Source organism: Deltaproteobacteria bacterium, from assembly GCA_035063765.1.
Taxonomy (GTDB): Bacteria; Myxococcota_A; UBA9160; order UBA9160; family PR03; genus CAADGG01.
In genome coordinates, this window is the sequence record JAPSFT010000025.1 from 11664 (window position 1) to 34265 (window position 22602).

The 22602-nt window shown below is 72.6% G+C and carries 18 protein-coding genes; 4 read left to right on the top strand and 14 right to left on the bottom strand.

Going from position 1 to position 22602, the window contains the following annotated elements:
• Nucleotides 1-28: 28 nt before the first annotated feature.
• From OZ948_16580 to ndhC, 10 genes are read right to left on the bottom strand one after another with little or no spacing between them, the layout of a single operon-like run.
• On the bottom strand, nucleotides 29-1543 hold the full coding sequence (locus tag OZ948_16580; protein MEB2346343.1) for an NADH-quinone oxidoreductase subunit N: 1515 nt from the start codon (nucleotides 1541-1543) through the stop codon (nucleotides 29-31).
• Nucleotides 1540-3141 (bottom strand): NADH-quinone oxidoreductase subunit M, encoded by a 1602-nt coding sequence (locus OZ948_16585; GenBank protein ID MEB2346344.1) that lies wholly within the window; start codon nucleotides 3139-3141, stop codon nucleotides 1540-1542. The genes OZ948_16580 and OZ948_16585 overlap by 4 nt, the downstream gene beginning before the upstream one ends.
• Before the next feature lie 9 nt (nucleotides 3142-3150).
• Nucleotides 3151-5178, bottom strand: coding sequence for an NADH-quinone oxidoreductase subunit L (gene nuoL, locus OZ948_16590; GenBank protein ID MEB2346345.1), 2028 nt, complete (start codon nucleotides 5176-5178; stop codon nucleotides 3151-3153).
• Nucleotides 5172-5474, bottom strand: coding sequence for an NADH-quinone oxidoreductase subunit NuoK (gene nuoK, locus OZ948_16595; GenBank protein ID MEB2346346.1), 303 nt, complete (start codon nucleotides 5472-5474; stop codon nucleotides 5172-5174). Before nuoK ends, nuoL begins: the two co-directional genes overlap by 7 nt.
• Nucleotides 5475-5478: 4 nt before the next feature.
• A complete protein-coding gene (locus OZ948_16600) occupies nucleotides 5479-5982 on the bottom strand; it encodes an NADH-quinone oxidoreductase subunit J (protein MEB2346347.1) in 504 nt (167 codons plus the stop codon).
• A complete protein-coding gene (locus tag OZ948_16605; protein MEB2346348.1) occupies nucleotides 5979-7148 on the bottom strand; it encodes an NADH-quinone oxidoreductase subunit H in 1170 nt (389 codons plus the stop codon). The genes OZ948_16600 and OZ948_16605 overlap by 4 nt, the downstream gene beginning before the upstream one ends.
• Nucleotides 7148-8737: a 2Fe-2S iron-sulfur cluster-binding protein gene (locus OZ948_16610; protein MEB2346349.1), complete on the bottom strand. Its 1590-nt coding sequence runs from the start codon at nucleotides 8735-8737 to the stop codon at nucleotides 7148-7150. The genes OZ948_16605 and OZ948_16610 overlap by 1 nt, the downstream gene beginning before the upstream one ends.
• Entirely contained in the window at nucleotides 8734-9999 is a 1266-nt protein-coding gene (nuoF, locus tag OZ948_16615; GenBank protein MEB2346350.1) for an NADH-quinone oxidoreductase subunit NuoF, read from the bottom strand. The genes OZ948_16610 and nuoF overlap by 4 nt, the downstream gene beginning before the upstream one ends.
• Before the next feature lie 34 nt (nucleotides 10000-10033).
• The gene (locus tag OZ948_16620) at nucleotides 10034-10501 is read right to left on the bottom strand and encodes an NAD(P)H-dependent oxidoreductase subunit E (GenBank protein ID MEB2346351.1); all 468 of its coding nucleotides are present in this window, start codon (nucleotides 10499-10501) and stop codon (nucleotides 10034-10036) included.
• A complete protein-coding gene (gene ndhC, locus OZ948_16625; GenBank protein ID MEB2346352.1) occupies nucleotides 10495-10848 on the bottom strand; it encodes an NADH-quinone oxidoreductase subunit A in 354 nt (117 codons plus the stop codon). The genes OZ948_16620 and ndhC overlap by 7 nt, the downstream gene beginning before the upstream one ends.
• Nucleotides 10849-11012: 164 nt before the next feature.
• Between ndhC and OZ948_16630 the strand changes: the two genes are divergently transcribed.
• The 4 genes from OZ948_16630 to OZ948_16645 all read left to right on the top strand — a co-directional run bounded on the left by OZ948_16630 (nucleotide 11013) and on the right by OZ948_16645 (nucleotide 18335).
• A complete protein-coding gene (locus tag OZ948_16630; protein ID MEB2346353.1) occupies nucleotides 11013-12038 on the top strand; it encodes an NAD(P)-dependent glycerol-3-phosphate dehydrogenase in 1026 nt (341 codons plus the stop codon).
• 162 nt (nucleotides 12039-12200) lie between these two features.
• A complete protein-coding gene (locus OZ948_16635; GenBank protein ID MEB2346354.1) occupies nucleotides 12201-14141 on the top strand; it encodes an FTR1 family protein in 1941 nt (646 codons plus the stop codon).
• Nucleotides 14138-15001 carry a hypothetical protein gene (locus OZ948_16640; GenBank protein MEB2346355.1) on the top strand — a complete coding sequence of 288 codons (864 nt, stop codon included), beginning with the start codon at nucleotides 14138-14140 and terminating at the stop codon, nucleotides 14999-15001. The genes OZ948_16635 and OZ948_16640 overlap by 4 nt, the downstream gene beginning before the upstream one ends.
• Nucleotides 15002-15203: 202 nt before the next feature.
• On the top strand, nucleotides 15204-18335 hold the full coding sequence (locus OZ948_16645) for a sulfatase-like hydrolase/transferase (GenBank protein ID MEB2346356.1): 3132 nt from the start codon (nucleotides 15204-15206) through the stop codon (nucleotides 18333-18335).
• A gap of 30 nt (nucleotides 18336-18365) precedes the next feature.
• Here OZ948_16645 and OZ948_16650 read toward each other — a convergent pair whose 3' ends face one another.
• From OZ948_16650 to OZ948_16665, 4 genes are read right to left on the bottom strand one after another with little or no spacing between them, the layout of a single operon-like run.
• On the bottom strand, nucleotides 18366-19535 hold the full coding sequence (locus tag OZ948_16650) for an ABC transporter permease (GenBank protein ID MEB2346357.1): 1170 nt from the start codon (nucleotides 19533-19535) through the stop codon (nucleotides 18366-18368).
• The gene (locus OZ948_16655) at nucleotides 19532-20722 is read right to left on the bottom strand and encodes an ABC transporter permease (protein MEB2346358.1); all 1191 of its coding nucleotides are present in this window, start codon (nucleotides 20720-20722) and stop codon (nucleotides 19532-19534) included. Before OZ948_16655 ends, OZ948_16650 begins: the two co-directional genes overlap by 4 nt.
• On the bottom strand, nucleotides 20719-21642 hold the full coding sequence (locus tag OZ948_16660; protein ID MEB2346359.1) for an ABC transporter ATP-binding protein: 924 nt from the start codon (nucleotides 21640-21642) through the stop codon (nucleotides 20719-20721). The genes OZ948_16655 and OZ948_16660 overlap by 4 nt, the downstream gene beginning before the upstream one ends.
• Nucleotides 21639-22601 carry an ABC transporter ATP-binding protein gene (locus OZ948_16665; GenBank protein ID MEB2346360.1) on the bottom strand — a complete coding sequence of 321 codons (963 nt, stop codon included), beginning with the start codon at nucleotides 22599-22601 and terminating at the stop codon, nucleotides 21639-21641. Before OZ948_16665 ends, OZ948_16660 begins: the two co-directional genes overlap by 4 nt.
• Nucleotide 22602: the final 1 nt, after the last annotated feature.

Sequence of the window (22602 nt, forward strand, 5' to 3'; positions counted from 1 at the left end):
GGCGGCGGGAGCCAGCGGGCCCGGCGGGCTAGAAGAGCAGCGCCGCGCTGGCGCGCGCCCAGTCGAGGGCGCGGGCGTCGAGCAGCCACCACGGGGCGTCGCTCGGGAAGAGGCCGAAGGCCAGCACCGCGGCCGCGCAGATCGCGAGCACCACCAGCTCAAGCGTGGCCGTGCGCGCGCGCAGCTTCGCCGTACCCGGCTCGTGCATGTACATGACCACCACGATCCGCAGGTAGTAGTAGACCGAGATCAGGCTTCCGATCACGGCCACGATCGTGAGCCCGATCAGGCCGGCGTCGATCGCGGCCTGGAAGAGGAAGAACTTGGCCGCGAAGCCGACGGTCCCGGGGATTCCCGCCAGCGACACCAGGAAGAGGGTGAGCAGCGCCGCCAGCACGGGTCGCGTGCGCGCGAGCCCGGCCAGGTCGTCGATCTCCTCGCAGTCCTTGCCGCCGGTGGTGAGCGCCACCAGCACGGCGAAGGCACCCAGGTTCATGAACAGGTAGCCGAGCAGGTAGAAGAGCACGGCCGTGTAGGCTTCGAGGGTGCCGGCGGCGAAGCCGATCAACAGGTAGCCCGCGTGCGCCACGCTCGAGTAGGCGAGCAGCCGCTTCAGGTTCGGCTGGATCGTCGCCATCACGTTGCCGACGAGGATCGTCACCAGCGAGAGCGCCCAGAAGAGGTCCTGGAGCCGCGGGACGGCGTCGCCGAAGGCCTCGACCAGCAGGCGCAGGAGCGCCGCGAAGGCCGCCACCTTGACCGCGATCGCCATGTAGGCGGTGACGGCGAGCGGGGCGCCCTCGTAGACGTCCGGGGTCCACTGGTGGAAGGGCACCGAGGAGATCTTGAAGGCGAAGCCCACCACGAGCAGCCCGAGCCCGATCAGGGCCAGCGGGTTGGCGGCCGGGAAGGCGGCGCGGATCTCGGCGAAGTCGAGGGCGCCGGTCATGCCGTAGACGAGCGCGGCCCCGTAGAGCAGCAGCCCGCTCGCGAAGGAGCCCACCAGGAAGTACTTGAGCGCCGACTCGTTGCTGCGCAGCTTGCGCCGGTCGAAGCCGGCCAGCACGTAGATCGGGATGCTCATGAGCTCGAGGCCGAGGAAGAGCGCGAGCAGGTCCGTCGCCGCGACGAGCAGCATCATTCCGCTCGTCGCGAGCAGGAGCAGCGCATAGAACTCGCCGTGGTTGATCTCGACCTCGGCCAGGTACTGGAGCGAGAGCCAGCACGAGAGCAGGGCTCCCACCGCCAGCAGCGCGATCGCGTAGGCCGAGAAGCGGTCGAGCCGCACGCCTGGCGTCTCGGGCAGGAAGCCGATCGCGGCGCCGCTCTGGAAGCCGGCGATCGCGGTGTAGGCGGCGATCACGAGCGCCGCACTCGCGAGCAGCACGAGCGTGGCGCCGACGTAGCTCGGCGTCATCGCGCGCCCGAGCAGCCGCTGGCGGCGGGTCAGCACCACCTCGGCCAGCAGCACCACGATGGCCCCGATCCCGACCGAGGCGATCGGGGCGACCGCCGAGAGGTCGACCTCGGGGGCGGGGATCACGGCGCCTCCTCGCCGGGGCGGTACGCCAGCTGCTCGTCGGGCGCGCCGTGGAGCTGCGCCTCGCGGCGCTGCTCCATGTGGTGGAGCAGGTCGCCCACCGAGGCCTCGAGCCGGGTCAGGAAGGGGTTCGGGTAGACGCCGATCCAGACGATCGGGACGAGCAGCGCCGCAATCACCAGCTTCTCGCGCAGTCCGAGGTCGAGCAGCCCCATGTTCTCGGGATTGTCGCAGGGCCCGAAGAAGACGCGCGCGACCATCCAGAGCAGGTAGACCGCCGAGAGCACGACGCCGAAGGCGGCCGCCACGGCGAACCCGGGGCTGGCCAGGAACGCGCCCACCAGGATCAGGAACTCGCCCACGAAGCCGTTCAGCGCCGGCAGCCCGATGCTCGACATGGTGACGATGCCGAACAAGGCCGCGAAGACGGGCATCGGCTTCGCGATCCCGCCGAACTGGGCGATCTCGCGGGTGTGGCGGCGCTCGTAGATCATGCCGACCAGGAGGAAGAGGGCACCGGTCGAGAGCCCGTGGTTCACCATCTGGAGGATCGACCCCTGGAGCCCCTCCTCGTTGAGGGCGAAGGCGCCGAGCATCACGAAGCCCAGGTGCGCCACCGACGAGTAGGCCACGAGCTTCTTGATGTCGGTCTGCACCATCGCCACCAGCGCGCCGTAGAGGATCCCGATCACGGCGAGCGTGAAGATCACCGGCGCGAACTGCTCGGCGGCCACCGGGAAGAGCGGCAAGGCGAAGCGCACGAAGCCGTAGGTGCCCATCTTGAGCAGCACCCCGGCCAGCACCACCGAGCCCCCCGTCGGCGCCTCCACGTGCGCGTCCGGCAGCCAGGTGTGGAGCGGCACCATGGGCACCTTGACCGCGAACGCCAGCGCGAAGGCCGCGAACAGCCAGGGCTGGCTCTGCCACCAAGGCACGGTCCCGCCGGCGGCCACCGGCACCAGGGTCGCGAGCAGGCCGGGGGCCGTGCTGCCGGGCGCGGAGACCAGGTCGAAGGTGAGCGCGCCCTGGAACTGCTCGGCGTGCAGGAAGTAGAGCACGAGGATCGCGATCAGCATCAGCAGCGAGCCGGCCATCGTGAACAGGAAGAACTTCACCGCCGCGTAGACCCGGCGCGGGCCGCCCCAGGCCCCGATGATGAAGTACATCGGGATCAGCATGACCTCCCAGAACACGTAGAACTGGAACAGGTTCAGCGACACGAAGGCGCCGAGCATGCCGGTCTCGAGCGCCAGGTTGAAGAACACGAAGCTCTTGACCGAGCGCGAGATGCCGGTCCACGAGCCGAGCAGCACGAGCGGCATCAGGAAGGTGGTGAGCAGGACGAGCAGCAGGCTCATGCCGTCGATGCCGACGAACCAGTGGATCCCGTAGGCGGGGAGCCACGGCACGTGGCGCATGAACTGGTAGCCGCCCTGCGCGGGGTCGAATCCGGTCCAGAGCAGCAGCGACACCAGGAAGGTGGCGGTGGTGGCGGCGAGCCCCGCCCAGCGCCAGGCCTGGTCGGGCAGCCGGGAGCCGACCGCCAGCAGGACCAGGCCCACGGCCAGCGGCAGGAAGGTGACGAGGGTGAGGAGGTCCATCCGCGCCCCCTACGCCGCCAGCAGCCAGGCGAGCACCGCGAAGGTGCCCGCGACCATGGTGATCAGGTAGCCCTGGGTGAGCCCGCCCTGGAGGTACTTGAGCGCGTCGTCGGCGAGCGAGCGCACGAAGCGCGCACTGCCGTTCACGGCGACGCCGTCGATCAGGCCGGCGTCGATGCCGCGGAAGAGCACGTGATCCGAGAGCGCGATCAGCGGGCGCACGAAGAGCGCGTCGTAGAGCTCGTCGACGTAGTACTTGTTGGCGAGCAGGCGATGGAGCGCGCCCGCACCCGAGCGGATCCGCGCCGGCAGCTCGGGCCGCGCCACGTAGAGCAGCCAGGCCCCCGCGGCGCCGAGCGCCGCTGCCAGCGTCGCCACGCCGGCGAGCGCGAACTCGGTCGAGTGCGCGACGTGGTGCTCCTGCGTGCGGACCACGCGGCGCAGGAAGTTCGAGAGGCTGTTCGAGTCGGGTACCCCGAGCAGGTCGCCGTAGGCCTGCGGCAGGCCCGCGAAGCCGCCCACGATCGCGAAGAAGGCGAGCACGTAGAGCGGCCAGAGGACGGTCGCGGCCGGCTCGTGGATGCCGTGGTGCTCGACCTGCGGCTCGACGCGGCTCGCGCCGGCGAAGGTCCGGAAGTGCAGGCGGAACATGTAGAACGCGGTGATGGCGGCGGTGACGACGCCGATCGCCCACAGCCACTGGTGGCCGGGCACGTCGTGCGCGAGCCACGCCGAGAGCAGCACCTCGTCCTTCGAGAAGAAGCCCGAGAAGGGCGGGAGGCCGGCGATCGCGAGCACGCCCACCAGGAACACGGCGTGGGTCCGGCGCAGGCGCCGGCGCAGACCGCCCATCCTGTCGGTGTCCTGCTCGTGGTGGAGCGCCAGGATCACCGCCCCGGCGCCGAGGAAGAGCAGCGCCTTGAAGAAGGCGTGGGTGCCGACGTGGAAGATCGCCGCCGAGTAGGCGCCGCAGCCGGCCGCCAGGAACATGTAGCCGAGCTGGCTCACCGTGGAGTAGGCGAGCACCTTCTTGATGTCGGTCTGGGTGATCGCGATGGTCGCCGCGAAGAGTGCCGTGATCGCCCCGGTCCAGGCGATCAGCGCCGACGCGCCCGGCGCCGCCTCGTAGAGGAACGACATCCGGCACACCATGTAGACGCCGGCCGTCACCATGGTGGCGGCATGGATCAGCGCGGAGACCGGCGTCGGGCCGGCCATCGCGTCCGGCAGCCAGACGTAGAGCGGGATCTGCGCCGACTTGCCCATCGCGCCGACGAAGAGGCACACCCCGATCAGGGTGGTGAGCCGCCAGGAGCCGCCCAGCCACCCGGGCACCGCGACGCTGCGCTCGACGATCCGGGGCAGCGCCGCCTCCAGCTCGCGGAAGTTCAGGGTGGCGCCGACGTCGGCCAGCGCCCACAGCAGCAGGAAGATCCCGATCAGGAAGCCGAAGTCGCCGATCCGGTTGACGACGAAGGCCTTGAGGCCGCAGTAGGCGTTCCAGCGGTCGCCGTACCAGAAGCCGATCAGGAGGTAGGAGCACAGGCCCACCCCCTCCCAGCCCAGGAACAGCACCAGCAGGTTGTCCCCGAGCACCAGCATCAGCATGGCGCACAGGAACAGGTTCAGGTAGCAGAAGAAGCGCTGGAAGCCGCCGTCCTCGCGGTGGTCGTCGTCCATGTAGCCGATCGAGTAGACGTGGATCAGCGTGCCCACGCCGAGCACGACCAGGCACATCACCACCGAGAGCGGATCGAGCAGGAAGGACATCTCGGCGACCACGCGGCCGGCGCCGATCCAGGTGTAGACCTCGTCCACCAGGCCGACGGAGCTGCCGGGCAGCGCGCGGAGCTGGAAGAAGCCGAGCAGGGTCACGACGAAGGCGAGCGCCGGCGCCCCCACCGAGAGCGCGATCACGAGCCCGCGCGGCAGGGCGCGCCGCACCAGGGCGAGCAGCACGCCGTGCACCAGCGCCCCGAAGAGCGGCAGCAGCGGGATCCAGCGCAGCAGATCGGTGGGCGCGACCGTCTCTACCATTTGAGCAGGCTCATGTCCTCGACGTTGACGGTCTCGCGGTTGCGGAAGAGCGCGATCAGGATGCCGAGCCCCACCGCCACCTCGCAGGCGGCCACCACGATCACCATCAGGACGAAGAGCTGGCCGTCCTGCTCGCCCCAGGCCCGCGCGAAGCCGACGAAGGCCAGGTTGGCGGCGTTCAGCATCAGCTCGATCGACATCAGGATCACGATCAGGTTGCGGCGCGTGAGCGCCCCGATCGTCCCGATCAGGAACAGGATCGCGGACAGGCCGATGACGTGCTCGAGCGGGATCATCGCCTCAGTCGAGCCTCCGCTTGGCGAGCACCACGGCGCCCACCACCGCGGCCAGGATCAGGAGCGAGGTCACCTCGAAGGGCAGCACGAAGCGCGTGAAGAGCTCCGCGCCGACGGCCCGGTAGCCGCCGAAGCCCTCCGGGATCTCGCGCACCGTCGGCAACGAGGTCGGGATCAGCGACAGGAAGACCACCGCGAGGCCGAGCGTCAGGACCGTCCCGGCCGCCTTCAGCAGGCGCTGGCGTGGCGGCTCGAAGGTGTCCCGGCGCAGGTTCAGCAGCATCACCACGAACAGGAACACCACCACGATCGCGCCCGCGTAGACCATGATCTGGAGCGCGGCCACCAGGTGCGCCTCGAGCACCACGAAGACCACCGCGAGCGAGATCATCGTGACGACCAGGCACATCGCGGCCGCCACCGTGTTGCGGACGTTCGCCACCATGCCGAGCGCCGACACCACGGCCAGGGCGCCCGCCCCGTAGAAGAAGAGCTCCGAGGCGCTCACGCGGCAGCCCCCCGCACCAGCAGGATCACGAGCCCGGTCAGGAAGACGTTCGCGAGCGAGAGCGGCAGCATGACCTTCCAGCACAGGTCCATCACCTGGTCGTAGCGCGGCCGCGGCAGGGTCCAGCGGATCTGCATCTGGAGCCAGATCATCACGATCACCTTCAGGAAGAAGGTGAGGACGTGGAGCACCATGCACAGGGCGGTCGCGACGCCGGCGCCGAAGACCGGCGTGATCGCGCCGATGATGGTGGACTGTGGCAGGAACGGGACCGCCCAGCCGCCCAGGAAGAGCGACGTCGTGAGCGCCGCGATCACCACCACCTCGATGAACTCCGACATGTAGAACAGGCCGAAGCGCATGCCCGAGTACTCGGTGAAGTAGCCGGCCACCAGCTCGGACTCGGCCTCGGGGAGGTCGAAGGGCGGGCGCTTGTTCTCCGCCATCACGCAGGTCAGGAACATCACGAAGCCGAGCGGCTGGAGGAAGAGCCCCCACTTCGGGAGCTGGAGCCAGGACAGCCAGGCGGGCAGGGTCTCGACCACGCCGAAGCGCTCGAGGAAGCCGAGCAGCCGGAAGGTGTCGTCCTGCGCGAGGCCCATGTCGGTGAGGCGCAGGGTCTGGAACACCATGAACAGGCCCACGATGGAGAGCCCCATCGTGACCTCGTAGGAGATCATCTGCGCCGACGCGCGCAGGCTGCCGAGCAGCGACCAGTTGTTGTTGCTGGCCCAGCCGGCGATCACCGTGCCGTAGGTCGCCAGCGAGGCGATCGCGAAGATGTAGAGGATCCCCCAGTCGAGGTCCGCGACCACCAGGTTCCAGGTGCGGTCGCCGAACGGGTAGACGCCGCCGAAGGGGATCACGCCGAACGAGGCGATCACCGGGATCGCCGCGATCAGCGGCGCGGCCATGTGCAGGAAGCGGCTCGCGCCGGCCGGGACCACGTCCTCCTTGGTGAGGAGCTTGAGCACGTCGGCGAGCGGGTGCAGGAGCCCCAGCACCTTCACGCCCGCGATGTCGGCGCGGTTCGCGCCGATCCGGTCCTGCATGACCGCGCTCTGCTTGCGCTCCACCCAGGTGATGACCGGCGCGAAGGCGCCGACCGCGATCAGGAGGATGAAGAGCGTCTTGGCGACGGCGCCGAGCAGGATCGCGGTCTCCATCAGCCCACCCCCGCGCCGTGCAGCGGCGCGCCCTCGGGCGGGAGCGCGTCGAGGTCGCGGCCGGCGAAGGCGTCCTCGGCCTGGGCCAGCTCCTTCGAGATCGCGCGCACGTCGTAGGCGCCGGCGAATCCGGGCAGATCGAGCGCCTGCGCGATCCGCCACACGATCTCGCCCTCGGCGTGCGCCTCGAAGGGCGGCTCGACGGCCGGGACGACGCGCTGCACGCGGCCGGCGTGGTTGGTGATCGTGCCGAGCTTCTCGGCCGGCACGCGGGTAGCGAAGACCACCTGTGCGAGTCCTTCGAGGGCGGAGCGGTGGCTGTCGGCCAGCACCAGCGCGTCGAGCCCGCGCAGCGCGTCGAGCGCAGCGGTGCCTGCCGTCGCGAGCACGTCGTGGCCGAGGACGAGCAGCCCCGCCACCGCGCCGCCGCGCACCCGCTCGAGCAGGGGCGCCGCGTCGCCGAAGCCGAGCGCGCGGCAGCCGGCGGCGTTGGCGGCCGCCTCGGGCTTGCGGAGCAGCGCGTCGGCGCGCCAGGTCGGGACCGCGAAGCCCGCCTGGGTCGAGCCCAGCGCCTCCAGGAAGCGGCGCAGCACGAACAGGTCCTCGTTGGTGGCGTGCGGCGAGGCGAGCGCGCCGATCGCACCGGGCCCCTGGCGCTCGATCACCGCGCGCAGGGCCGCGGCGGCCGCCGCCACCGCCGCGTCGAGCGAGGCCTGCTCCCGGCGCCCGTCGGCGCCGTGCAGCGCGTGGCCGTCGATGCGGTCCGCGGCGCCGATGCGGTGGTAGGAGAGCCGTCCCTCGTCGCAGATCCAGGTCCCGTTCACCGCGTCGTTGCGGCGCGGCAGGTAGCGGTACACGCGGTTGTTGGCGACCCCGAGATGGACGTTGCAGCCGTTCGCGCAGCCGGTGCAGACGCCCGGCACGTCCTCCAGGAACCAGACCCGGATCTTGAAGCGGAAGTCCTTGGTGGTGAGCGCGCCGACCGGGCAGATGTCGGCGACGTTCATCGAGTAGTCGTTGTCGAGCGGCGTGCCCGGGAAGGTCTCGAGCACCGAGCGGTCGCCGCGCACGAAGATCCCGAGCTCGCCGGTGCCGGGCACCTCGCGGCAGAAGCGCACGCAACGCCGGCAGAAGATGCAGCGCTCCTGGTCGAAGACGATCGTGGGGCCCAGGTCCACCCGCTTCTTGGCGGCGCGCCGCGGCTCGCGGGTGCGCGCGTGCGGCACGCCGTAGTCGAAGGCGTAGTCCTGGAGCTTGCACTCGCCGGCCTTGTCGCAGATCGGGCAGTCGAGCGGGTGGTTGACGAGCAGCAGCTCCATCACGCCCTCGCGGGCCTTGCGGACCCGCTCGTTCCGCGTGTGGATCGCCATCCCCTCCGCCACCACCGTGTTGCAGGCGATCTGGAGCTTCGGGACGCCCTCGATCTCGACCTGGCACAGCCGGCAGCTCCCGTCGATGCTGAGCTTCGGGTGCCAGCAGTAGTGCGGGACGTCCACGCCGTTCATGAGCAGGCCGAGGTCGTCGAGCGCCTGCAGGATCGTGCGCCCCTCGGCCACCTCGTAGGCCACGCCGTCGACGGTGATCTTCACAGCTCGAAGCTCTCGGGGAAGGGGCACTTGCCGTGCTCCACGTGCGCCTCGAAGTCCGCGCGGAAGTGGCGCAGCAGGCCCTGCACCGGCCAGGCGGCGGCGTCCGCGAAGGCGCAGATCGTCTGGCCCTCCATCTTGGAGGCGATGTCGAGCAGGAGGTCGAGGTCCGAGCGCTGGCCGGCGCCGCGCTCGATGCGCTCCATGATCTTGTGGATCCAGCCGGTGCCCTCGCGGCACTGGGTGCACTGGCCGCAGGACTCGTCGCGGAAGAAGTAGGTGATCACGCAGGCGACCCGCACCATGCAGGTGGTGTCGTCCATCACCATCACGCCGCCGGTGCCGAGCATCGTCTTGCGCTCGCGCAGGAACTCGTTCGCCATCGGCACGTCGAGCTGCGAGGCGGGCAGGATCGGCATCGAGGCGCCGCCGGGGATCACGCCCTTCACCTTGCGGCCCCCGAGCGGGCCCTGGGCGTGCTCGAAGACGATCTCGTCGAGGCGCGTGCCGAGCGGAAGCTCGTAGAGGCCGGGGCGCCGGACGTGGCCCGACACGCCGAAGATCGTGGTGCCCGGGCTCTTCTCGGTGCCGAAGCCGCGGAACCACTCGGCGCCGCGCGACACGATGTGGGGCACGTGCGAGAAGGTCTCGACGTTGTTGACCGTGGTCGGCATGCCGAACGCGCCGTACTGCGCCGGGAACGGCGGCTTCTTGCGGGGCTGGCCCTTCTTGCCCTCGAGCGACTCGAGCAGCCCCGTCTCCTCGCCGCAGATGTAGGCACCCGCCCCGCGCGACACGACGACGTCGTGCCGGAAGCCGGTGCCGAGGCAGCTCGCTCCGAGCAGCCCCGCCTCGTAGCACTCGTCGATCGCGCGCTGGAGCACGTCGGCGGGGTGCGCGTACTCGCCGCGCACGTAGACGAAGGTCTTCTCGGCGCCGGTCGCCCAGGCGCCGATCAGGATGCCCTCGAGCATCTGGTGCGGCGCGCGCGAGAGCAGCAGCCGGTCCTTGAAGGAGCCGGGCTCGGACTCGTCGGCGTTGCAGACCAGGTACTTGGGCTTCTCGTTCCCCTTCGGCATGAACGACCACTTGAGCCCGGTCGCGAAGCCGGCGCCGCCGCGGCCCTGCAGGCCCGCGTTCTTGACCAGCTCCACGACCTGCTCGGGCGACATCGTCGTGAGCGCCTTGCGGGCCGCCTCCCAGCCACCGCGCGCGCGGTAGCCGGCGAGCGTCGCGAAGGCGTCGTCGCCCGTGTGCTCGCTCAGGTAGCTGGTGACGAAGGGGGCCTTCTGCACGGCGCTACTTCAGCGCGTCGACGATCTGGCAGGCCTGCTCGGCGTCCAGATCCTCGTGGTAGGTCTCGTCCACGCGCATCATCGGCGCCCACGCACAGGCGCCCAGGCACTCCTCGTGGCCGAGCGTGATGCGCCCGTCGGGCGTCGTCTCGCCCGCCGCGATGCCGAGGTGCCGCTCGAGCGCGTGGACCAGCTCGCGGGCGCCGCGCAGCGAGCAGGGCAGGTTCGTACAGACGCGCACCTGGTGCCGCCCCTGCTTCTCGGCGGAGAACATGTTGTAGAAGGAGACGACCTCCATCACCTCGACCGGGCGGATCTCGAAGATCTCGGCGAGCGCGCCCATCGCCTCGGGGTCGATCCAGCCCCGCTCCTTCTGCACCGCGTGCAGGGCTGCGAGCAGCGCGCCGCGCTTGTGCGGGTAGCGCGCGATCTGGGCGTCGATGAACGCCCGCGTCTCGGCGGAGATCACCATTCGAGTGCGCCCTTCATCCACACGTAGGCGAGGCCGGCCACCAGCACCGCGGTGAAGCTCAGCATCTCGACGAAGCCGAACCAGCCGAGCTGCTGGAAGAGGGCACCCCAGGGGTAGAAGAACACCGCCTCCACGTCGAAGAGGATGAAGAGCATCGCGACGATGTAGAACTTCACGGAGAAGCGCTGTTTCGGGGAGACGATCGGCCGCTCGCCGCACTCGAAGGGCTCGCTCTTCTCGGCGAACTGGCGGCGCGGGCCGAGCAGCAGGTGGATGCCGAGCAGGGCGCTGGCCAGGACCGTCGAGACGAGCAGGATCACGACGGCGCCGGTGTACTCGGCGAGCATTTCACCCCCTGCGACGCGAAGCTGCGAGCTCCGACAACGAGCCGACGATGCGTCAGAAGCGCCGGGAATTCCTGCGGAAAGGCGCGCGGAAGCTAGCCGTGGGGGGTGGGCGCTTCAAGGCTCGCAGCCACGATCGCGCGGGCGCGCCGTGATATCGTGCCGGGATGGCCGTGCGGGTCGCCGTCCTCGGTGCAGGGAGCTTCGGAAGCTGCCTCGCGATCCTGTGCGCCGACCGCGGCCACGACGTGACGCTCTGGGCGCGCGACCCGGCCTTCGCCGACGCGATCGCCCGCGAGCGTCGCAACCCCCGGTATCTCAAGGAGATCGAGTTCCCGGCCTCGATCCGTCCGACGGCCGACCTCGGCGCGGCGCTGGCGGGCGCCGAGATGGTGATCGTCTCGGTGCCGAGCCACGCGGTGCGCCCCGTGATGGCCGAGGCTGCGCGCTGGCTCCCGGCGGAGGCGCTGCTCGTCTCCACGGTGAAGGGGATCGAGCTCGACACCGGGCGCACGATGGACGCCGTGCTCGAGGAGGTGCTGCCCGCCGGCCACCACCCGCGCCTCACCTACCTCTCGGGGCCCTCCTTCGCGCACGAGGTGGCCCGCCACAAGCCCACGGTCGTCACCGTGGCGGGCAAGCACGAGTCCTACGCGATCGCGGTCCAGAGCCACCTCTCGTGCCCCTGGTTCCGCTGCTACTCGGACACGGACGTGATCGGGGTCGAGATCGGGGGCGCGCTCAAGAACGTGATCGCGATCGCGGTCGGGGTGTCGGACGGGCTCGGCATGGGGGCCAACGCCCGCGCCGCGACGATGACCCGCGGGCTCGCCGAGATCACGCGCCTCGGCGTGGCGCTCGGCGCCAACCCCCTGACCTTCCTGGGCCTCGCCGGGATGGGCGACCTGGTCCTGACCTGCACCGGCGACCTCTCGCGCAACCGCCGGGTCGGCCTTGCGCTCGGCGCCGGGCGCACCCTCGCGAGCATCCTCGAGGAGCTCGGGGAGGTGGCCGAGGGCGTCCGCACCACCTACGCGGCCTGCCAGCTCGCCGAGCGCATCGGCGTCGAGCTGCCGATCGCCGAGGGGGTGCGGGCGCTCCTGGAAGGCAAGGTCGATCCCCGCCAGGGCGCCGCCCAGCTCCTCACCCGCCAGCTCCGGGGCGAGAAGGACTGGAACTACCGGCGCCGGTGAATCGAGAGAACACGTTCCCAGATATCTGGAGTCCCGCCCCGGTCATCCATGACCGGTTGCCCATGACGCCGGGACACGTTCCTGCGGTACGCTGCGCTCGTTTTGAAATCCAATTTCAACTTGGACGGAGCCCCGGTGCGCCGCGCAGCCGCGCCCATCTTCTTGTCAGCGCTCCTCGCCCTGCTGCTGGCATCGGCCCTGCCGGCAGCCTCGGCGCCGGCTCCTTCCACCGAAGCCGCCCGCCGCGCGGTGCACCTCCTCGACTACCTGGCGGTGGACTACCCCGGAACGGTCGCTGGCGGCGCCGTCGTGAACGAGCTCGAGTACGCCGAGCAGATCGAGTTCGCCGGGCAGGTGCGCGAGCGGCTCGCGGCGCTCGGCGTCGGGGCGGGCGAGCCGCTCGCCGCGGCCGCCGCCGAGCTCGAGCGCGCGATCCGCGAGCGCGAGCCCGGCCCCCAGGTCTCGGCCCGCGCGCGCGCCCTTGCCGCCGACCTGCGCGCGCGCTTCGGGATCCGCGCCCTCCCGAAGGCTCCGCCCGATCCCGCGCGCGGCGCCGCCCTCTACGCCGAGGCCTGTGCGTCCTGCCACGGCGCCGCGGGGCGCGGCGACGGCCCCGCCGCCGCCGGCCTCGACCCGCCCGCCTCGAACCTGACCGACCCGGAGCGCCTCGGCGCGCTCTCGCCCTTCGCGCTCTACAGCACGATCACCTACGGGATCGCCGGCACTGCGATGGCACCCTACGCCGCGAGCTTCGACGACGCCGCGCGCTGGGACCTCGCCTTCTTCGCGGCGTCGCTCCACGCGAGCGCCGCGGAGCGCGCGCGGGGCGCCGCGCTCGCGGCCGCGGAGCCGGCGCGCCTCGCCGCACGCGTACCGAGCCTCCAGGCGCTCGTCGAGACGGCGCCCGCCGAGCTCGCCGCGGGCGACCCGGAGGGCGGCGCGCTCGTCGCCTACCTGCTCTCGAATCCCGCCGCGCTCGAGGACCGCGCGCTCCCGATCGCGATCGCGCTCGCGCGCCTCGACGAGTCCTTTGCCGCGCACCAGGCCGGCGACCGCGCCCGCGCGATGGATCTCGCCGTCTCCGCCTACCTCGACGGCTTCGAGCACGTCGAGCCCGCCCTCGCCAGCGTCGACGACCGCCTGCGGACCGGCATCGAGACCCGCTTCCTCCGCTATCGCGAGGCCCTGCGCGCCGGCCGCCCGGAGGCCGAGGTGGACGCCCTGCACGCGGAGCTGGTCACGGATCTCGCGCGCGCCGAGCGCCTCCTCGCGGCGGGCGGCCTCGGCACCGGGGCGACCTTCGTGGCCTCGCTCACGATCCTGACCCGGGAGGGCCTCGAGGCGCTCCTGGTGGTGGTCGCGATCGTCGGGGTCCTCGTGCGCGCCGGCCGCCGCGACGCGCTGCCCTGGGTGCACGCGGGCTGGATCGCCGCGCTCGCCGCCGGCGCGGCGACCTGGTGGGCGGCCGACCGGCTCGTCGAGGTGAGCGGCGCGCGCCGCGAGGTGGTCGAGGGCGTCTCGGCGCTGCTCGCGGCCGCGATCCTGTTCTACGTCAGCTACTGGCTCCTCTCGAAGCTCGAGGCGACGCGCTGGCAGGCCTTCCTGGGCGGGCGGATCCGCGAGGCGGCGTCGGGCGGGCGCCTGCTCGCGCTGGCCGGGGTCTCGTTCCTCGCCGTCTACCGCGAGGCCTTCGAGACCGTGCTCTTCTACCAGGCGCTGGCGGCCCAGGCGGGCGCCGCGGGCGGGCGGCCGATCGCGCTCGGGATCGGCGCCGGGCTCCTGCTGCTGGCCGCGATCGCCCTCACCCTCTTCCGCTTCGGGCGCCGCATGCCGATGCGCCGCTTCTTCGCCGCGAGCTCCGTCCTGCTCTACGCGCTCGCGGTGGTCCTGGCGGGCCATGGCGTCGCCGCGCTCCAGGAAGCCGCGTGGCTGCCGGCCACGCTCGTGCCCGGCCCCACGATCGAGTGGCTCGGGCTCCATCCCACGCTCGAGGGCCTGGCCCTCCAGGGCGCGCTGCTGTTGGCGGCGCTCGCGGCGTTCGTCAAGCTCTCCGGCGACCTGCGGCGGCCCCCGCCTGCCGCCGCGCCCGGGGAGGGCCGATGAACCGCACCCTGGCCTCCGTCGCCTTGCTGTGTCTGGCGGCCGCCCTCGGCGGCTGCATGACCACCCAGGTGCGCACGCCGGTCTACGACGAGAACGACATCCGCGTCTTCCTGCGCCAGGACGTGAAGGGCGGCAAGGGCGTCGACCAGGGCTTCTCGCACCCGGTCACGATCGCGCCGATCCGGATCACCAACATCCTCTCCCGCATCGAGGTGCGGAAGGAGGCGGACGACAAGGCCGAGGTCGAGGTCGAGAACCTGCGCCAGCCGGCGATCTCGACCGGTGTGCTCTACGGGGTCGGCGAGGGCATCTCGCAGGCGCTCGCCAAGGCCGATCCCTCGCAGGCCGTCGTCGTGATGGCGGTCGAGCGACGCAAGAGCCTCAAGGTCTTCACGCAGGACTTCCTCACCTCGCTGATCGTGTGGGTGAAGGACGACCGCCTCTACGTGCACCTCGGCCAGCTCGGCGAGCCGATGTCGACCAACCCCCACGACAAGCCGCGCGAGCCGGAGCTCGACGTCGTCGAGTCGAAGAAGCGCGTGCTCGCGAGCGACGGCTTCACGACCGCGGGCCCGCGCCTCGTCGCCGTCGACTGGCGCTCGAACGCCTTTGCCGACACGAGCGCGATCCGCATCCGCCCGGGCGGCGAGGTCGTCCGCCGCACGATCCTGATGGAGGAGGCGCCCGACGACGCCGCCGCCCAGCCGGGCCCCGCGCCGCCGCCCGAGGGCCTCTCGCCCGAGGCGCTGCGCGCGCTCGCCGACCTCGAGGAGGAGCGCCGGGGCGGCAAGCTCAGCGAGACCGACTACCAGGAGCGGCGGCGGCAGATCCTGTCGGGGGAGCTGCCGGCGGCGCCGTAGCGCCCGGCTCGCCGAGCACGCAGCGCAGCCGCCCAGGGCTTGCCGCCGGGCGGGAGGGGAGCTGCGGGCCACCTGCTGGCGCGCAGGCGCCGCTCGCGTACCCTGCCGCGTTCCTCCGGGCACCCACCCCGGGGGCCGGAACGCCTCCCGCGCCCTTCCTCGCTTCGCCGGGCGCGCCGTTGCTGGAGGCCCGGGAGCGTCGATGAGGATCCTGTTCGAGATCCTGCTGGTCGCGGGGCTCGCGATCGCCGTGGCGCGGCTCGCGCCGCAGCCCTGGCGCGGGCGGCTGCTGAACCTGCTGAAGGCGTGGGTGACGGTGCGCGCCTTCTGGCTGCTCCTGGCCCATCAGGTCCCGATGGACCCGGCCCAGATCGAGCGCCTGCACCTGGCCGGGCACGTGCCGGCCGGCGCCACCCACGTCTCGGCCGGCCGGCTGATCCTGGCCCAGCTCGAGTTCCTCGACGCGCGCACGTTCTGGGCCTTCCTCGCCGCCGCCGCGGGCGTGAAGTTCGTCGGCATCCTGGCCTCGATGCGGCGCTGGCAGATCCTGCTGCGCGGGCAGCGCATCGACCTGCCGTTCCGGCACATCTTCGGGTCGTTCCTGATCGGCCGCTTCATCGGCACCTTCCTGCCCAGCACCGCCGGTCTCGACGGCTACAAGCTCTACGACGCGGCGCGCTTCAGCGGGCGCACCGTCGAGGTGACGGCGACCACGGCGATCGAGAAGGTGATCGGCGTCTTCGGGATCTTCTTGTCCTTCCTGGTGGCGCTGCCCTTCGGGATCCGGATCTTCGGCGAGCGCGGGCCGCTCGTGGCTGCGGTGACGGTGCCGCTCTCGCTCGGCCTGATCGGCGCGCTCCTGGTCGTGCTCTGGTGGCCGGGCCTCGTGCAGTGGGCGCTCGAGCACCTGCCGATCCCGGGTCGGGCGCGGCTCGGCGGCGTGGTGCTGCGCATCTCGCGCGCGGCCGCCGCCTACCGCGACCAGAAGGGGCTCGTGCTGCTGGCCCTCGGGCTCTCCTTCGTCGTGCACTTCACGACCGCGGCCATGTACTACTTCACGGCGCTCGCGATCGGCGCCACCGCCGCCGAGTTCTGGCCGATCGCCTTCGGCTCGACGATCCAGATCTTCGCGACCGTGGTGAGCCCCTTCACGATCGCCGGCGAGGGCATCCGCGAGGCCGCGCAGTACGTGCTGCTGCACCGCGAGATCGGCGCGGCCGAGTCGATCGTGTCGGCGGCGCTGGGCTTCTGGGCGGCCGAGGCGCTGACGCTCGCGGGCGGCCTGTTCTGGTGGCTGCGCCCGGCCGACTACAAGCCGGCCTACGCGCGCGTCGACGGCCGCCAGGTGGACTGGGAGGAGGCCGCCCGTGCGGCGGTGTCGCTGGAGACGGAGGAGGAGCGCGCGCAGCGCGCCGCGCGGCCGGCGGCCGACGTGCCGGCCTTCGCGACGCGGCTCGCGCTCGCGGCCGGCGCGGGGCTCGGGGCCGGCGTGCTGGCGGGGCTCGCGATCGGCCTCGGCGAAGCGCTCGTGATCGCCCGCGGCGGCTTCGGCGGCGAGGCGCAGGTGCTCTGGTACGCGCCGCTCGCCTACGCGGCGGTGCTCGGGCTCGGCGGCCTCGCGGGCGGCGCCGCGCTCGCCGTGCTGCCGATGGAGCGGCGCGAGATCCGCGGCTGGACGGCGAGCCTCGCCTGGATCGCGCTCGGCGTCGTGCCGGCGCTCGTGATCGCGCTCTTCCGGATCCGGCGCGACGTGTTCCACGAGCAGATGCCGCCGCTGCCCTGGCTCGTCGCGCTGGCCGGGATCGCCGCGCTCCTCGCGCTCGGGCTCTTCCTGCTCGGGCCGCGCCTGCTCGGCGGGCGCGCGGGGCGGCTCGTCGCGCCGCTGCCCGCGGCGGGCCTCGCCGCCCTGGTCGGGCTCGGCGGCGCCTTCGCCGCCCGCGCGATCGCTCCCCCGCCCGCGCCGCCGGCCGCCCCGCCGCCCGTGCCCGCCGCGCTCGCGCAGGCGCCGAACGTGCTCCTGATCGTCGTCGACACGCTGCGCGCCGACGTGCTCTCGTGCTACGGCGGGCCGGTCGAGACGCCCGCCATGTGCAGCCTCGGCGAGGGCGGGGGCACGCGCTTCGCGGGCTTCGCGCACGCGTCCTGGACCAAGCCGTCATTCGCCTCGCTGCTCAGCTCGACGCTGCCTTCGAGCCACGGCGCGATGTCGAAGACGGCGGCGCTTTCTGGCGACGTCGAGCTCGTGTCGGAGGCGCTCCAGGCGCACGGCTACGCGACCGGCGGCATCGTCTCGAACGTCAACCTGGCGCCGAGCTTCGGCTTCGACCAGGGCTACGACGAGTACCGCTACCTGGCGCCCGACTACCTCTTCGGCGCGGCGGAGTCGTCCTCGAAGACCGTCCTCTACCAGGTCGGGCGGCGGGTGGGGCTGCGCCTCGCGGGCGGCCACCGGGTCGCCGACTACTACCAGGATGCGGAGACCGTGAACGCCGTGGCCCTGCCCTGGCTCGAGCGGCACGCGGGCGCGCGCTGGTTCCTGCTCCTCCACTACATGGACCCGCACGATCCCTACTTCGCGCACCCCTACGACGGGACCGCGATCGCGCGCGTGGAGGCCGAGGATCCCGACCCCTCGCAGGCACCGCGCATGCGCGCGCTCTACGAGGGCGAGGTGCGCTGGACCGACGAGCACGTGGGGCGGCTCTTCGCGCGCCTGCGCGCCCTCGGCCTGTGGGACCAGACGATGATCGTGCTCACCGCCGACCACGGCGAGGAGTTCCACGAGCACGGCGGCTGGTGGCACGGCAAGACCCTCTACGAGCACCAGATCCACGTGCCCGTCCTGGTCAAGTGGCCGAAGGGGGTCGCGGGCCCGGCGGAGGTGGACGGCGAGATCGTCCGCCACCTCGATCTCGTGCCGACGATCCTGGCACGCGCCGGCGCGCCTGCCCCCGCCTCGCTGCAGGGCGTCGACCTGCTCGCGCGCCCGCTCGCGGCGCGCAGCGAGGCGGAGCGCACCCACTTCGCGGAGGAGGACCACGAGGGCAACGTGCTCGAGGCGGTGCGTACCCGCGACTGGAAGCTGATCGAGGCGAACGAGGGCAACCCGCGCGGGCTGCCGCCGGTGGAGCTCTTCGCGATCGCCGGCGACCCGCAGGAGCAGCGCAACGTGATCGGGAGCCACGCCGCGGTCGCCGACGAGCTGCGCCGGCACGGCGAGGCGCAGCGCCAGCTCGCCGCGAGCCGCGCGGTCGAGGACGGCGGCGCCGCGGCCATCGACCGCGCGGAGTGCGAGCGGCTGCGGGTGCTCGGCTACGTCGAGGAGTGCAAGTAGCCGCCTTCCGCTCCGCGGTCTCCGCGCTGCTCAGGCGAGCCGCGGGCTCATGCGCCAGCGGATCAACGCGAGCAGGACCGCGAAGAGCAGGGTCAGCGCGAGCAGCGGGAGCCAGACGTCGCCGAGCTCGGCGCCGCGCAGGACGAGCCGGCGCAGGCCGATCTGGTACCAGCGCAGCGGCATGACCGATCCCACCTGGCGGACGCCGTCGGGCATGAGCTGGTAGGGGAACATCACGCCCGAGAGCACGAACGAGGGCATGATCACGAACACGGTGAGGAAGACGGCCTGGGCGGTGGTGCGCACCAGGGCCGAGACCAGCACGCCCACCGAGAGCGACGCCAGCACGAAGGGCAGCGTCAGCACGAGCAGGCCGGGCAGGCTGCCACGCGGCCAGACGCCGAAGCCGAGCCCGGCCCCGAGCGTCGCCATCGCCAGCACGACGTAGCTGATGCCGAGGTAGGGCAGGAGCTTGCCGAGCACGATCTCGAGCGGCGAGGTGGGTAGCGACAGGGTGGCCTCGAAGGTGCCGCTCTCGCGCTCGCCGACGAGCCCCAGGCTCGACGCCGAGAGGCAGATGTTGGTGAGCAGCATGCCCGCCAGCGCGGCCAGGAAGAAGGCGTCGTCGGCGAGCGTCGGGTTGAACCAGAAGCGGCCCCGCAGCTCGAAGGGGCCCGCGCGCTCGCGCGCCGCCAGCGCCGCGTGGGCACCGCCCCGCCCGGTGCGCGCGTCGAGCGCGCGGCCCGAGGGATCGAAGCTGTGCGCCACGGCCGTGATGTAGCCGCCCACGCGCGCGGAGGTGAGCGGATCGGCGCCGTCGAGCAGCACCTGCAGCTCGGGCGCGCCGCGCAGGGACTGGCGCGCGAAGTCGCGCGGGATCACGACCAGCGCGATCGCGTCGCCGCGGGCGAGCAGCGCCCGGCCCTCGTCGTAGCCGGCCACCGTGCGCGGCGGCAGGAAGTAGCCGGTCGCTCCGATCTCCTGCACGAGCCGGCGCGACTCCGCACCGCGGCTGTGGTCGAGCACCGCCCAGGGCACGTTGGCGGGCTCGTTCGAGAGCGCCGCGCCGTAGAGCAGCAGCATCACGAGCGGCTGCACGGTGACGGTGCCGAGGAAGGGCTTGTCGTGGCGCATGGCGGTGGCCTCGCGCCAGGCCACCGCCAGGACGTTGGTCACGAACTCCACGAGCCGCGCCCTCACGTGCGTCGCTCCAGGGTCCGGAGTGCGACGACGACCAGCAGCGCGCCGAAGACGCCCAGCACCAGCAGCTCCGGCCACAGCGCGACCACGCCCTCGCCGCGCAGGTAGACGCCGCGCGAGAAGCGGATGAAGTGGGTGGCCGGAAAGAGCTCCGCGAGCCACTGCACGGGCGTCGGCATGTTGCGGATCGGGAAGGCGAAGCCGGAGAGCTGCACGAGCGGCACGCTGAAGAGCACGGTCTTCTGCACCGCCTCGGCCGCCGTTGCGGAGGTCGCCGAGAAGATCAGCCCGAGCGAGAGCGTGGTGGTGACGTAGAAGGTCGAGACCGCGAAGAAGAGCACGAGGCTGCCGGCCGGCCAGACGCCGAGCACGAAGCCCGCGACCAGCACCATCAGGGCGACGTCGAGGGTGAAGACGGCGCCGAGCGGGATCAGCTTGCCGAGCAGGATCTCGAGGTTCGATGCGGGTGTCAGCTGGAGCTGGTCGAAGGTGCCCGAGAGGCGCTCGTTCACGATCGCGACGGCGGTGATCAGGACGGTGAGGAAGGAGAGCACGAAGCCGAAGGTGCCGGCGACCATGAAGGGCACGCCGTCGAAGCGCGGGTTGAAGAGCGCATGGGCCGTGACGGCGACCGAGCCGGGCCCGGCCGGGCCCGGGCCCGCGCGTGCCCGGCGCCCGCCGGTCCCGTCGAGCACGCGCGAGTCGAGCCGGGCGCCGCTCTGGGCCACGAGCCCGCGCAGGAAGGCCTCGGCGTTGCCGGCGAGGATCGTCTCGGCGCCGTCGTAGAGCACCTGGGCGACGGGGGGGTCGACGCTGCGATCGGCGCCGCGCAGCGAGCGCGCGAGCTCGGCCGGCAGCACCAGTACGGCGCCCAGCTCGCCCGCCACCAGGGCGTGCTCCGCCTCGGCGCGGCTCGCGAAGGGGATCGGCGCGAACTGCCCGCCCGCCGCGAGATCCGCCACGAGCCGCCGGCTCTCCGGGCTCCCGCTCGCGTCCACGATCCCGATCCGCATCCCGCGCACCTCCGTCGAGAGCACGAAGCCGAACGCGAGCTGGGCGACCAGCGGCACCGCGACGAGCGTGATCATCGTGAAGCGGTCCCGCAGCGTCGCGCGCGCCTCGCGCACGACGAGCGTGTGCAGCCGGCGCAGCGAGGCGCGCAGGCGCGCGGAGCGCGGCGCGCTCACCGGGGGGCTCCGGGCTGCGTGCCTTCGATCACGCGGCGGAACGCTTCGTTGAGCGTGGGCTGCTCGATGCGGAGCTCCGCTCCGGGGCCGAGCACGGTCGAGAGCGCGTCGAGCGCCTCCGTGTCGAGTGCGGGGATGCGGAGCAGGCCGCCCGGTGCGCTCGCGAAGCCCGCCGCGCGCAGCCGCTCGCCCGCGGCGGCCGGGAGCCCACCCGCGATCTCGATGCGGTAGCCGTCCGACCATTCCGCGCGCAGCGACTCGGGCGTGGCATCGGGAACGACCAGGCGCCCGTCGGCGATGAAGGCGAGCCGGTCGCAGTAGTCCACCTCCTCCAGGAAGTGGGTGGTGACGAAGACCGTGCGGCCCGCGTCGGCCTCCTCCTGGATGCGCTCCCAGAACAGCTCGCGGCTCGCGACGTCGACGCCGGCGGTGGGCTCGTCGAGGAAGAGGACGCGCGGCTCGTGCAGGGTCGCGAGCGCCAGGCCGGCGCGCTGCCGCACGCCGGCCGACAGGTTCTCGGGCCGCTCGTCCTCGGCGCCGGCCAGCGCGAAGCGCTCGCGCACGGCGCCCCAGCGGCGCGCCAGCGCGCCGCCCTCGATCCCGTAGAGGCCGGCGTAGAACTCCACGTTCTCGCGCAGCGTGATGCCCTGGTAGAGGCTCACCTTCTGGCCCATGTAGCCGATCCGGTCCCGCACCTCGCGCGGCTGCGCGCGCACGTCGACGCCGTCGACGCGGATCGCGCCGGCGGTCGGCTCGAGCAGCCCGATCAGCATCCGGATCGTCGTGCTCTTGCCCGAGCCGTTGGCGCCGAGGAAGGCGAAGATCTCGCCAGGTGCGACCGAGAGGTCCACGCCGTCGACGGCGGTGAAGGCGCCGAACCGCCGGGTGAGGCCGCGCGCCGCGATGATCGGCGCGCTCACGGGGCGGCTCCGGCGCCGGCCCGCGCGAGCACGAGGAGCGTCGCCTCCATGTCGACGGGGACCCTCTCGACGAGCCGTGCGCCCGGGAGCTCGGCCAGCAGGGCCCGCTCCGCGGCCGCGCCCGGCGAGCGCTCCGCCGGCACCTCGACCCGTGCGAAGCGCCCGCTGCCGCGGACCGCACCCACCCAGGGCAGCGCGCGTGCGGCGCGGGCGAGCGCGCGCGGATCGTCCCCCCAGACGCGATAGAGCGCGGCCCGGATCGAGCCGCGCAGGGCCTCCGGCGTCCCGCTCGCCACGACGCGCCCCTCGTCGAGGTACACGAGATGATGGCAGCGCGCGGCTTCGTCGAGGTAGCTGGTCGAGAGCAGCACCAGCGTGCGGTCGCTGCGGGCGGCGAGCATCTCCCAGATCTCGCCGCGCGCCAGGACGTCGACCCCCGCCGTCGGCTCGTCGAGCACCAGCAGCTCGGGCTCGGGCAGGAGCGCGTTGGCGACGGCGAGCTTCTGCTTCATCCCGCCGGAGAGGGCGCCGACGGGCCGGTCCCGGAAGGACGCGAGGGTGGTGCGCACGAGCAGCTCCTCGCTGCGCTCGGCGAAGACGCCGGCCGGGATCCGGTGCAGGCGCGCCGTGAAGCGCAGGTTCTCGAGCACCGAGAGGTCGCGGTGCAGCGCGAAGACCTGCGGCACGTAGCCGAGGCGGCGCTTGAGCCCGCGCACGTCGCCGCGCAGGTCGGTCCCGAGGACCCACGCTTGCCGGGCCTCCACCTCGAGCAGGCCCGCGATCGCCCGCAGCAGGGTGGTCTTGCCGGCGCCGTCGGGGCCGACCACGCCGACCATCTGCGCGCCCTCGATCGCGAGATCCACGCCCCGCAGCGCGGCCCTCCGGCCGAAGCGCTTCGCGAGGCCCTCGAGCCGCACGCTCGGGACGGCCGGGACCGCCGCCGCGGGCGCCGCGCTCACG

Coding starts and splice junctions, on each gene's coding strand:
- nuoL (MEB2346345.1), bottom strand. CDS start 5,178: ATGGTAGAGACGGTCGCGCCCACCGATCTGCTGCGCTGGATCCCGCTG.
- nuoK (MEB2346346.1), bottom strand. CDS start 5,474: ATGATCCCGCTCGAGCACGTCATCGGCCTGTCCGCGATCCTGTTCCTG.
- ndhC (MEB2346352.1), bottom strand. CDS start 10,848: ATGCTCGCCGAGTACACCGGCGCCGTCGTGATCCTGCTCGTCTCGACG.
- OZ948_16605 (MEB2346348.1), bottom strand. CDS start 7,148: ATGGAGACCGCGATCCTGCTCGGCGCCGTCGCCAAGACGCTCTTCATC.
- OZ948_16640 (MEB2346355.1), top strand. CDS start 14,138: ATGAACCGCACCCTGGCCTCCGTCGCCTTGCTGTGTCTGGCGGCCGCC.
- OZ948_16585 (MEB2346344.1), bottom strand. CDS start 3,141: ATGGACCTCCTCACCCTCGTCACCTTCCTGCCGCTGGCCGTGGGCCTG.
- OZ948_16620 (MEB2346351.1), bottom strand. CDS start 10,501: ATGGTGATCTCCGCCGAGACGCGGGCGTTCATCGACGCCCAGATCGCG.
- OZ948_16645 (MEB2346356.1), top strand. CDS start 15,204: ATGAGGATCCTGTTCGAGATCCTGCTGGTCGCGGGGCTCGCGATCGCC.
- OZ948_16630 (MEB2346353.1), top strand. CDS start 11,013: ATGGCCGTGCGGGTCGCCGTCCTCGGTGCAGGGAGCTTCGGAAGCTGC.